Raw genomic sequence first — 12,289 nt, forward strand, 5'->3', positions numbered from 1 at the left:
AAAAGACCACTGACAGTCAGTGGCCTTATGCGGATAATACTTTTCTTCCCTTACGACGACGGCGCGCAAGCACTTTACGTCCGTTAGCAGAACTCATACGCTCACGGAAACCGTGTACCTTACTACGTTTACGCTTATTTGGTTGAAACGTTCTTTTCATTACTATGACACCTCCCTGAGGATTACCTTTTAGATTATCGAAAAACATGCTTCGCATTGTATGATCATCATACCATAATAGCCGTTTTTCACGCTCTCTTTGGAAAGTCTTGCTTTCCTATAATATAAATTTTAACAGACAGTCTTATCAATTATAGAGAAAATACCATCGGAATGTCAACTTCCCAATAGTTAGTATAAATTCCTTCGCGATTTAAAGCAACCTTTTCTTTGAAATAGTAAAAAGTAACCAATAATTTGTTGGCAGGTTCTTGATTACTCATTTCTTTTTTTTATCTATATAAACACCCCTGGTGATTTCCGTTCCAGGTGTTCGCTTTCCGCGGGCGGCCTCGGGAGCCTCCTCGGCTTCGCCTGTGGGGTCTCCCTTGACACGCTCCTCCCGCAGGAGTCTCACACCTTGCACTCCAATCACCAGGGGGCGAACATAAATAATCTTATGCTTTTCTAGATCCTCTCCGATATTGCTGAATAAATTCTGGAATTATTTCGAAACAACTTTTTTATATAAGGAAAAAAGCAGAACCAGTGATTCCAACCATAAACAAAACTAGCTCCTAAAATTCGTAAGATCGTAGGTTAATCTGGTTAGAATTTTAATAAATCAACCAAATCAGAGCTACATTACGAAAGGAACTAGTCATTAAGAAGGATGTCACAAAAAGTATAGCCTTAGACACTTCAAAAAGAAAAAACTGCATTTACTGTTGCAAACGAGTAAAAAAGAGGATTCTTAAAAGCTACAAAGATTTTATACAAGAAACGAAACTTTGTTAAAAAACAGCGTTCTTTATGTCGCCAGCAGTTTATTGGAGCAATAGGCGAAGACTCCTGCGGGAAGATAGCGGTAGGCTTGAGACCCCACAGGGCAAAGCCCGAGGAGGCTCAAGCATCGCCCCGCGGAAAGCGAAGCCTAGTGCGGAAATCAACTGCGGTGTTTAACGCCCCCATAAAAATCCACCATAAAAAAAATCTCATCAAATTTCTCCCTCTGCATACAACATTTTTCCAACCTGTGAATAACTTTTTTCGAGTTTTTTCGTCATCCACAACAGTTATCGACAAGGTTTACACAGTATATTGTGTTGTGGAAAACTTTTCTCCACAAGATGTGTCGATTGTGGATAATCAGAAAAAGACGTTGCAACAAAAGGTTTTATTTGATATTATTATTGTGTTTTCACTCTTAATAATTATTAACAAGGAAAAAGTTATCAACAGATTGTGGATAAGATGTGGACAGTTATTCAAGGTTGTGTGTAAACATTTGTCCACAGAACGGTTATTTTGTCGAAAACTACTTTTCTACTATATTATATGTTATGCACAGTATACGAATGAATAAACATACAACAGGTGTTTTTCTCAAGAAGGTTTGTTAAACAAAACTTGTACAGATAAGCACCTTATTTATTTTGCTTGGAGACTGACAAGTATTTGCGGCAGCAAAGCATATGGAAAAATCCATTAACCTGCATGCATGAGACATCTATCGTGAAAATTATATAGAGATAAAGAGAAAGGGGGATACACATTGAAAAACATATCAGATTTGTGGGAGAAGGCGCTCAAGGAAATTGAGAAGAAAATCAGTAAACCCAGCTTTGAAACATGGCTCAAGTCTACTAAAGCATACTCTCTTAAAGGGGATAATCTCGTTATCACAGCACCAAACGAGTTTGCCCGTGATTGGCTGGAGTCCAGATACTCCAACCTGATCGGTGAGACCATTACAGATATAACAGGGGAAGAACTGACAATCAAATTTATCATTCCCCAAAATCAATCGGATGAGGATATTGAAATCAAGACTCCTCCTGCCAAAATGAAAAAGGATGAGGATCCGATTGAAATTCCTCAAAATATGCTTAACCCTAAATATACGTTTGATACATTTGTAATCGGTTCTGGGAACAGATTTGCCCATGCCGCTTCTTTGGCTGTTGCCGAAGCGCCTGCCAAAGCCTATAATCCCTTGTTCATCTATGGGGGAGTCGGACTTGGTAAAACTCACTTGATGCACGCCATCGGTCATTATGTGATCGAGCATAACCCTGGGGCGAAAGTGGTATACTTGTCCTCCGAAAAGTTCACGAACGAATTCATCAACTCGATCCGGGACAATAAGGCCGTTGATTTCCGCAATAAATATCGAAGTGTCGATGTTCTATTAATCGATGATATTCAGTTTCTTGCCGGAAAAGAACAGACACAAGAGGAATTCTTCCATACTTTTAACACGCTTCATGAGGAAAGCAAGCAGATTGTCATATCCAGTGACCGCCCTCCAAAGGAGATCCCGACATTGGAGGACAGGCTTCGTTCCCGTTTTGAATGGGGATTGATCACCGATATCACTCCGCCAGACCTGGAAACACGGATTGCCATCCTTCGTAAGAAAGCGAAAGCGGAAGGGTTGGATATACCGAATGAAGTCATGTTGTATATTGCGAATCAGATTGATTCCAATATACGGGAACTTGAAGGGGCGCTTATTCGCGTGGTTGCCTATTCCTCACTCATCAATAAGGACATCAATGCCGATCTCGCTGCGGAGGCTTTGAAGGATATCATCCCTAGCTCCAAACCAAGGGTGGTAACGATTCATGATATCCAGCGAACAGTCGGCGAGGAATATAATGTGAAGCTTGAGGATTTCAAAGCGAAGAAACGTACAAAATCCGTTGCTTTCCCAAGGCAGATTGCCATGTACCTTTCCCGTGAGCTTACTGATTTTTCCCTTCCCAAGATCGGGGAGGAGTTTGGCGGCCGTGATCATACGACCGTTATTCATGCCCATGAAAAGATTTCAAATCTTGTTCAAACAGATACATTATTACAAAAACAGATACAATCCATTGCCGAGCAATTAAAGAGTTAAAAGAATCAACCGTGAATTATGTGTATAACTGGGACATGGTTAACAACAGTTTGTCCACATGTGAATAACTGTGATGCCATCCAGAAATGTCACTTATCCACAAATTCACAGGCCCTACTATTACTTCTACTATTTTTTTATTAATAAATATATATAAAAAGACCTGCAATTAGAGGAGGATAACGATGAAATTTATCATCCAACGAGACAAGTTGGTTCAAAGTGTACAAGACGTGCTAAAGGCTGTTTCATCACGTACGACGATTCCCATTCTTACTGGTATCAAGATCGTCGCGACTGAAGAAGGGGTAACCCTTACAGGGAGTGACTCTGACATCTCCATCGAATCATTCATCCCTAGTGAAGAGGATGGAACGGAGAATGTAGAAGTAAAAGCATCTGGAAGTGTAGTCCTGCAAGCTCGTTTCTTCAGTGAAATCATCAAGAAATTACCTATGGATACAGTTGAGCTTGAAGTTCAGAACCAGTTTGTCACGACGATCAGATCTGGTAAATCCGAATTCAATCTAAATGGCCAGGATGCTGCGGAATACCCTCATCTTCCTCAAATCGAAGAAGACAGTGTATTCAAGCTACCTACCGATCTGTTAAAAAATATTATTCGACAAACAGTCTTTGCGGTGTCCACCTCAGAAACACGCCCTATCTTGACAGGTGTAAACTGGAAGCTCGAAAATCATGAGTTGACCTGTATTGCAACAGATAGTCACAGATTGGCATTGCGCAAGGCAAAAATCGATGCAGAAAATAATCTGGCTTGTAACGTAGTGATTCCAGGTAAAAGCTTGAACGAGTTAAACAAGATCCTTGATGATACAAACGAACTGCTCGATATTGTCATTACGGACAATCAAGTCCTGTTCAAAGCGAAAAACATCCTATTTTTCTCTCGTCTGCTTGATGGGAACTATCCTGATACATCCCGTTTGATACCGGCTGAAAGCAAAACGGATATCACCGTTTCCACAAAAGACTTTCTGCAAGCCATCGATCGTGCTTCCTTGCTTGCAAGAGAGGGAAGAAACAATGTCGTTAAACTCGCTACACTTGAACAGAGCGCTTTAGAAATCTCCTCCAATTCCCCTGAAGTCGGGAAAGTAGTGGAGCAGGTACAAGGTAACTCCGTAGAAGGGGAAGAATTAAAAATCTCCTTTAGTGCAAAATACATGATGGACGCGTTAAAAGCTCTTGAAGGCAATGAAATACTAATCAATTTCACAGGGGCAATGCGACCATTCCTGATCAGGACGATGCATGACGATTCCATGCTCCAGCTGATCCTGCCAGTAAGAACCTATTAATCATCGATCCGGAAAGCTACTTGCGTCAAAGCGCGGTAGCTTTCTTTTCTATAGTCCCAAGTTTTAGTACAATAAGGGAAAAGACAAAACGAAAGTGAGCGCGAAATCATGAAGGAAATTGAAATTTCTACAGAAATAATTACACTCGGTCAGTTCTTGAAGCTAGCAGATGTCATCCAATCAGGCGGCATGGCTAAATGGTTCCTTCAAGAGTATGAGGTTAAAGTGAACGGTGAACTTGACGATAGAAGAGGAAGAAAATTAAGAGATCAGGATATTGTGGAAATCGACGGCTTCGGAAGCTTTGTCATTATTTCGTCCTAAGATGGTGAAAAATATTGTATATTGAAGAGTTGTCCTTAAGGCACTACCGGAATTATCAAAGCTTGGATGCCGTATTTGAAAATGGCGTGAATGTCATCCTGGGGGAGAATGCCCAAGGAAAGACAAACGTAATGGAATCCATCTATGTACTGGCCATGGCAAAGTCGCATCGTACCTCAAACGACAAAGATCTTATCAGTTGGGACGAAGAGTATGCTAAAATAGAAGGCAGGATACATAAAAGAAATGGACCGTTGCCATTACAGCTTGTCATTTCAAAAAAAGGGAAAAAGGCAAAAAGCAATCATTTGGAACAATCAAAGCTGAGTCAATATGTCGGAAATATGAATATTGTCATGTTTGCGCCTGAGGATTTGTCCCTTGTTAAAGGGAGTCCGCAGGTAAGACGAAGATTCATCGATATGGAACTAGGCCAGGTTTCCCCTGTCTATATGCATGATCTTGCACGCTATCAAAAGGTTTTGCAGCAGAGAAACCATTATTTGAAGCAGCTCCAGACCAGAAAGCAAAAAGACGAAACCATGCTTTTTGTCCTGACGGAACAGATGGTGGAGCTTGCGGCCAAAGTGACTGTCAAACGCCTGGAGTTTATCCAGCTATTGCAAAAATGGGCTCAACCAATACATAGCAGCATCAGCAGAGGGTTGGAAGAATTGACGATTATTTACAAACCCTCTATTGATCATGTATCAGAAAGCTTAAATTTGTCGAAAATGATAGAAGCATATAACGAAAAATTTGATAAAATAAAAGATAGAGAAATTGAAAGAGGCGTCACACTGTTTGGACCGCATCGGGATGACCTGATCTTTCATGTGAACGGAAAAGAAGTGCAGACTTTCGGGTCGCAAGGACAACAACGGACTACAGCCCTTTCTTTAAAGTTGGCAGAAATTGACCTCATCTATTCTGTAGTCGGCGAATATCCGATTCTACTCTTGGATGATGTGTTATCAGAATTAGATGATTATAGACAATCCCACTTGTTGAATACGATTCAGGGAAAAGTGCAGACCTTCGTCACAACGACAAGTGTGGACGGAATAGACCATAAAACGCTGAAACAAGCAGCAACCTATGAGGTAGTCTCTGGTTCTTTAAAGAAATTGAACTGAGGTGAAGGAAGTGTACTTGCATATCGGGGAAGAGGTTATGGTACGCGCATCCAATATTATTGCAATCTTGGACAGGCGACTGTTGAAAACGGATTGGCAGAGCTCATTGCCGACAGTGGCAGCCCAATCAATCAGGAATATCAGCAAGCACGATGTAAAATCGGTAGTTATCACAGAAGAGATAATTTATCTGTCTCCTCTAGCCTCTACAACCTTAAAGAAAAGAATGGACGCTTCCCTGGAAGAGCTATTTCTTAAAATATAGCGGCAAAGCATAAAGAGTCATACTCTCGTACGCAATGCCCGGATTGAAATAAAAAGTGAAGGTGATAGATATGGCGATGGACCAAAAAGAAATACAAGAAAATGCGTATGATGAGAGTCAGATACAGGTACTTGAAGGATTGGAAGCTGTACGGAAAAGACCTGGTATGTATATCGGTTCTACAAGTGCAAAAGGATTACACCACCTCGTGTGGGAAATTGTCGATAACAGTATCGATGAAGCATTGGCTGGATACTGTTCAGAGATCAATGTCGTCGTGGAAAAGGACAACAGCATCACTGTAAAGGATAACGGGCGCGGTATCCCTGTTGGAATCCATGAAAAGATGGGCCGACCTGCAGTTGAGGTAATCATGACCGTTCTTCATGCAGGTGGAAAATTCGGAGGCGGAGGATATAAAGTTTCCGGCGGTCTTCATGGTGTAGGTGCTTCTGTTGTAAATGCACTTTCTTCCGATTTGGAAATCTACGTTCACCGTGATGGCAGCATTCATTATCAGCAGTTCAAAAAGGGTGTTCCTCAGGAAGATTTGAAAATCATCGGAGAGACAGAGGTTACCGGTACGATCATTCACTTTGTCCCGGACTCGGAGATTTTTACGGAAACACTTGAATATGACTACGATACATTGGCACACCGTCTTCGTGAACTTGCATTCCTTAACAGGGGGATACGCATAACGATTGAAGACAAGAGAGTCGAGGAAGGCAAGAAGAATGAATACTACTATGAGGGCGGAATTGCGTCTTATGTAGAGCATTTGAACCGTACAAAAGAAGTCATCCATGAAGAAGTAGTGTTTGTGGAAGGTGAAAAGGACGGCATCTCCATAGAGGTGGCCCTTCAGTACAACGAAAGCTACACAAGCAACCTTTATTCATTTGCCAATAACATCAATACCTATGAGGGTGGAACGCATGAATCAGGCTTTAAAACCGCCCTTACACGAGTGATCAACGACTATGCGCGTAAACATAATATATTTAAAGACGCAGACTCAAACCTTACAGGTGAGGATGTCCGTGAAGGATTGACTGCCATCGTATCCATCAAACATCCAGATCCACAATTTGAAGGACAAACGAAAACGAAGCTCGGAAACAGTGAAGCACGTACCGTGACGGACTCTGTCTTCACCGAGAAATTCGAAGGCTTCCTATTGGAAAATCCATCAGCTGCAAGAAAGATCGTAGATAAAGGATTGATGGCTTCCCGTGCCAGAATGGCTGCGAAAAAAGCAAGGGAGCTGACTCGGAGAAAGAGCGCCCTTGAAATCTCCAGCTTACCGGGAAAATTGGCGGACTGCTCCTCCAAAGATCCATCAATCAGCGAACTATATGTGGTAGAGGGTGACTCTGCAGGAGGTTCTGCAAAGCAGGGGCGTGACCGTCATTTCCAGGCTATCCTGCCTTTGCGAGGAAAAATCATCAACGTAGAAAAAGCAAGACTGGATAAGATTTTATCCAACAATGAGATCCGTGCGATTATCACTGCACTAGGAACGGGTATCGGCGAGGATTTTGATATCGCAAAAGCCAGATATCATAAAATTGTGATCATGACGGATGCGGATGTCGATGGTGCGCATATCCGTACTCTATTACTGACGTTCTTCTACCGTTACATGCGCCAGATCATTGAGCACGGTTATATCTATATAGCCCAGCCGCCACTTTATAAAGTGCAGCAGGGCAAAAAGATTGAATATGCCTATAATGATAGACAACTTGAAGAAGTGTTGGCGACCATGTCGGAGAATCCGAAACCAGGAATCCAGCGTTACAAGGGTCTTGGAGAAATGAATCCGGAGCAATTATGGGAAACCACAATGGATCCGGTAACGAGAACATTGCTGCAGGTCAGCCTGCAGGATGCCATCGAAGCGGATGAGACATTCGAAATCCTGATGGGTGATAAAGTAGAGCCAAGAAGGAACTTTATCCAGGATAATGCCCGTTACGTGAAAAACTTGGATATTTAGGAGATTCCTTATTTATCCATTTGAATAATAGATTTTTGCAGGGTAGGGTGCCTATCCTGCCGGTTACATAGGGCGGATCCGGTGTGAAACCGGATTTCGCAAGGAGGTTCATATAAATGTCTCAAGTTAAAGAAATTAATATCAGTCAGGAAATGAAAACGTCCTTCCTGGATTACGCAATGAGCGTTATCGTTTCCCGTGCCCTTCCTGATGTTCGTGACGGCTTGAAGCCTGTTCATCGACGGATCTTGTACGCAATGAATGATTTGGGGATGACATCGGATAAAGCCTATAAAAAATCTGCCCGTATCGTAGGGGAAGTTATCGGTAAGTACCATCCGCATGGTGACTCTGCAGTTTATGACACGATGGTGCGTATGGCGCAGGATTTCAATTTCCGTTATATGCTGATCGATGGCCATGGGAACTTCGGTTCTGTCGATGGTGACGCTGCAGCTGCGATGCGTTATACAGAGGCAAGGATGTCCAAAATCGCGATGGAGATCCTACGTGACATCAATAAGGATACGATTGATTATCAAGATAACTACGATGGTTCTGAAAGAGAGCCGATTGTACTTCCTGCAAGATTCCCGAACCTTCTGGTGAATGGTGCATCCGGTATCGCCGTTGGGATGGCAACGAATATTCCCCCGCACCAACTTGGTGAGATCATTGACGGGGTCCTCGCGGTAAGCAGAGATCCTGAGATTACGATTCCCGAGTTGATGGAGATCATCCCTGGTCCTGATTTCCCGACCGCCGGGCAAATACTTGGCAGAAGCGGCATCCGCCGTGCTTATGAAACAGGTAGAGGCTCCATTACGATCCGTGCAAAGGTTGAAATCGAAACAAAGCCGAATGGTAGAGAAGTCATCCTTGTCCATGAATTGCCTTACCAAGTAAACAAAGCCAGACTGATTGAAAAAATTGCGGACCTGGTCCGTGACAAGAAGATTGAAGGCATTTCCGATCTGCGTGATGAATCAGACCGTAACGGTATGCGAATCGTCATGGAAGTGAAGAAGGATGCCAATGCGAACGTCCTTTTGAATAACCTATACAAACAGACGTCCTTGCAGACAAGTTTCGGTATCAATATGCTGGCCCTTGTCAATGGCGAACCTAAAGTATTGAACCTGAAGCAGTGCCTATACCACTATCTGGAGCATCAAAAAGTAGTCATCAAGCGCAGAACGGCATTCGAACTCCGTAAGGCCGAAGCACGTGCCCATATACTCGAAGGTCTGCGTATCGCACTTGATCACTTGGATGCGGTCATCACATTGATCAGAAGCTCCCAGACAGCCGATATTGCCCGTGAAGGCTTAATGACTGAATTCTCCTTATCGGAAAAGCAGGCACAAGCTATCCTTGACATGCGTCTGCAACGTTTAACAGGATTAGAACGTGAAAAGATCGAAGAGGAATATCAAGGTCTCATGCAGCTAATCGCTGAACTGAAAGCAATCCTTGCTGACGAAGAGAAGGTATTGGAGATTATCCGTGAGGAACTGACAGAGGTAAAAGAGCGCTTCAATGATAACCGTCGAACTGAAATCATGGTCGGTGGCCTTGAAGCAATCGAGGATGAAGATTTGATTCCACGCCAGAATGTCGTCATTACCTTGACTCATAATGGCTATATCAAGCGTCTCCCACTTTCGACTTACCGCAGTCAGCGACGAGGCGGCCGTGGAGTGCAGGGGATGGGAACAAATGAAAATGACTTTGTGGAACATCTATTGACGACTTCCACGCATGATACGCTTTTATTCTTCACCAATAAAGGCAAAGTATACCGTGCAAAAGGTTATGAAATTCCGGAATATAGCCGTACAGCAAAAGGCATCCCGATCATCAACCTCCTAGAAGTGGAAAAAGGGGAATGGGTCAATGCCATTATCCCTGTAGAGGAGTTTGTCGATGATTGGTATCTCTTCTTTACTACAAAGCACGGGATTTCCAAGCGTTCCCCGCTATCTCAATTCGCCAATATCCGTAAAGGCGGTCTGATCGCACTCGGCCTCCGTGATAATGATGAATTGATCAGCGTAAAAATGACGGATGGTACGAAGGAAATGATCATCGGTACGAAAAAAGGTATGCTCATCCGTTTCCATGAAACCGACGTTCGCTCCATGGGTAGAACTGCAACCGGTGTAAAAGGAATCACCATTTCAGATGACGATGAAGTGGTCGGCATGGAGCTTCTCGAAGAAAATCTCGATGTATTGGTCGTTACGAAAAATGGTTATGGAAAACGTACTCCTGCTGAAGAGTACCGCATCCAGAGCCGTGGCGGTAAAGGAATCAAAACGTGTAACATTACCGATCGCAATGGAGAACTCGTATCAGTTAAGACAGTTACAACCGATGAAGACCTTATGCTTATTACTGCAAGCGGCGTACTGATACGCATGTCCGTCGATGGCATTTCACAGATGGGCCGTAATACGCAAGGGGTAAAATTGATCCGTTTAGCCGAGAACGAATTTGTTACGACTGTAGCAAGGGTTGATAAGGAAGAAGAAGGCCCGGACGATTTAGAATTGGAAGATTCCAATCTCGAAGAAGGAATTCCTGCTGAAGAGGTCGAAGAATAAGAAGTGCAAATAGTCTAATCCAAAGAGGGACACTCTATGTGTTCCTCTTTGTGTATAAAGAGGTAAGGAGAGGAAAGCGTGTATGCTAGTGAAAACTGAACAATTGGTGGAAGGGTGTATATTAGCCAAAGAAGTAAAATCTCTGACAACAAAGCCAATCATTACGAAACGAACAGTTCTTACAAGTCAACATATCGAAATCTTGGAACTTTTTTTAATAGATGAAGTCGAGATCGAAGCATTCCTTTCAAACGGACAGCCATTCAACCCTCAACTATTACCTGTTCGCGAGGAAAAGCCGAAGGAAGATTCCTTCCTGCAGATGTATTTTAAAGCAACGCAAAGCTATAAGCGTCTGTATCAAACCTGGCAATCAGGTGCTCCCATCGATTATTCAGAAGTAAGAAAGGCCATTATCCCCATGATTGAAAAATCCTTGGTCTTTCCACAAGAAGTGTTTTCTGTCTACCATTACACCAATGAAGAAGAATATGTCTTTCATCACTCTGTAGCGGTGGCTATCATCGCAGCCTCCATTGCAAAAACGATGGGATTCAAAAAGAAGGATATCATCCAGGTAGGCATTGCAGGTTTTCTGATGGATTGCGGAATGTCCAGGATCGACCAGAAAATCCTAAAAAATGTAGCCGCATTGAAGAAGGAAGAGTTTGATCAGATAAAAGAACACCCGATATTCAGTTATCAGATGGTGAGCAAGCAGCCTGTCATTCAAGATGAGATCAAGCTCGCTGTCCTGCAGCATCACGAACGCTATGATAAAAGCGGCTATCCTTTTGGACTGTCTGAGGATAAGATTCATGATTATACGAAAATACTTGCTGTTGCCGATGTTTTCCACGCTATGACCTCTCCAAGGAAGTATCGCAGCAAGCAATCACCATTCAAAGTCATCGAGCAGCTCAAGCATGAGACTTTCGGGAAGTATGATCTTGCTGTCGTCCAAGCTCTGACAAACAGCGTATGCAGAATCAGCGTAGGGGCAAAGCTGAGACTTTCCAATCGGAAAATCGTGGATGTGGTATTCATCGATCCGGCAACCCCGACAAGACCGATGGTGAGAATAGAGAACAGCGAACAATTCATCTCCTTAAATCAAGAACTCGATCTTTTTGTAGAAGAGATCATTAAGTAGGGATTACATAAAAAGGTCATGCTGCCGATTCCGGAAGTGTGACTTTTTTATATCTTTAAAAATAATTTAATCATATATTGAAAAAGTAATTGCAACCGGACAAACCCCGTGCTATAATCAATCAAGTCAGCAACACAAGTAATTGTGAATAACATTCTTCAAAAAAAGAATTTCAAAAAAACGTTGACTTAAAATAATGATTTGTGTTATATTAAAGGGGTCGCTTTTAACAAAGCTTCTACCGAAAGAGCTCTTTGAAAACTAAACAAAACAACAGCGTCCACGTTAATCTTATAGGGATTAACAAAGAACGAAAATGTAACATAAGCTAGTCAACATTTGAGCATAAGCTCAAACTCTTTATTGGAGAGTTTGATCCTGGCTCAGGATGAACGCTGGCGGCGTGCCTAATACATGCAA

The 12,289-nt window shown here is 42.6% G+C and carries 9 protein-coding genes and 1 rRNA gene; 9 read left to right on the forward strand and 1 reads right to left on the reverse strand.

Annotated elements, in window-relative coordinates:
- Positions 1-25 precede the first annotated feature (25 nt).
- Complete coding sequence (gene rpmH, locus JOC95_RS03495) at positions 26-160, reverse strand: 50S ribosomal protein L34 (protein WP_078378436.1); 135 nt, start codon at positions 158-160, stop codon at positions 26-28.
- A gap of 1,554 nt (positions 161-1,714) precedes the next feature.
- Here rpmH and dnaA point away from each other — a divergent pair.
- The 9 genes from dnaA to JOC95_RS03540 all read left to right on the forward strand — a co-directional run.
- The gene (dnaA, locus tag JOC95_RS03500; RefSeq protein ID WP_204413360.1) at positions 1,715-3,061 is read left to right on the forward strand and encodes a chromosomal replication initiator protein DnaA; all 1,347 of its coding nucleotides are present in this window, start codon (positions 1,715-1,717) and stop codon (positions 3,059-3,061) included.
- 185 nt (positions 3,062-3,246) lie between these two features.
- Positions 3,247-4,383: a DNA polymerase III subunit beta gene (gene dnaN, locus JOC95_RS03505; protein WP_204413361.1), complete on the forward strand. Its 1,137-nt coding sequence runs from the start codon at positions 3,247-3,249 to the stop codon at positions 4,381-4,383.
- Positions 4,384-4,491: 108 nt separating this feature from the next.
- Entirely contained in the window at positions 4,492-4,707 is a 216-nt protein-coding gene (yaaA, locus tag JOC95_RS03510) for a S4 domain-containing protein YaaA (RefSeq protein WP_239582670.1), read from the forward strand.
- A gap of 14 nt (positions 4,708-4,721) precedes the next feature.
- Positions 4,722-5,843: a DNA replication/repair protein RecF gene (gene recF / locus JOC95_RS03515; protein WP_204413362.1), complete on the forward strand. Its 1,122-nt coding sequence runs from the start codon at positions 4,722-4,724 to the stop codon at positions 5,841-5,843.
- A gap of 10 nt (positions 5,844-5,853) precedes the next feature.
- Positions 5,854-6,108, forward strand: a complete 255-nt coding sequence (remB, locus tag JOC95_RS03520; RefSeq protein WP_204413363.1) for an extracellular matrix regulator RemB — start codon at positions 5,854-5,856, stop codon at positions 6,106-6,108.
- A gap of 76 nt (positions 6,109-6,184) precedes the next feature.
- The gene (gyrB, locus tag JOC95_RS03525) at positions 6,185-8,110 is read left to right on the forward strand and encodes a DNA topoisomerase (ATP-hydrolyzing) subunit B (protein ID WP_204413464.1); all 1,926 of its coding nucleotides are present in this window, start codon (positions 6,185-6,187) and stop codon (positions 8,108-8,110) included.
- 116 nt (positions 8,111-8,226) lie between these two features.
- Complete coding sequence (gene gyrA / locus JOC95_RS03530; RefSeq protein WP_204413364.1) at positions 8,227-10,716, forward strand: DNA gyrase subunit A; 2,490 nt, start codon at positions 8,227-8,229, stop codon at positions 10,714-10,716.
- A gap of 82 nt (positions 10,717-10,798) precedes the next feature.
- Positions 10,799-11,869: an HD-GYP domain-containing protein gene (locus JOC95_RS03535; protein ID WP_204413366.1), complete on the forward strand. Its 1,071-nt coding sequence runs from the start codon at positions 10,799-10,801 to the stop codon at positions 11,867-11,869.
- A gap of 360 nt (positions 11,870-12,229) precedes the next feature.
- Positions 12,230-12,289, forward strand: a 16S ribosomal RNA gene (locus JOC95_RS03540); the annotation flags it as partial.

The sequence above is a fragment of the Sutcliffiella tianshenii genome, assembly GCF_016908565.1.
GTDB lineage: Bacteria > Bacillota > Bacilli > Bacillales > Bacillaceae_I > Sutcliffiella_A > Sutcliffiella_A tianshenii.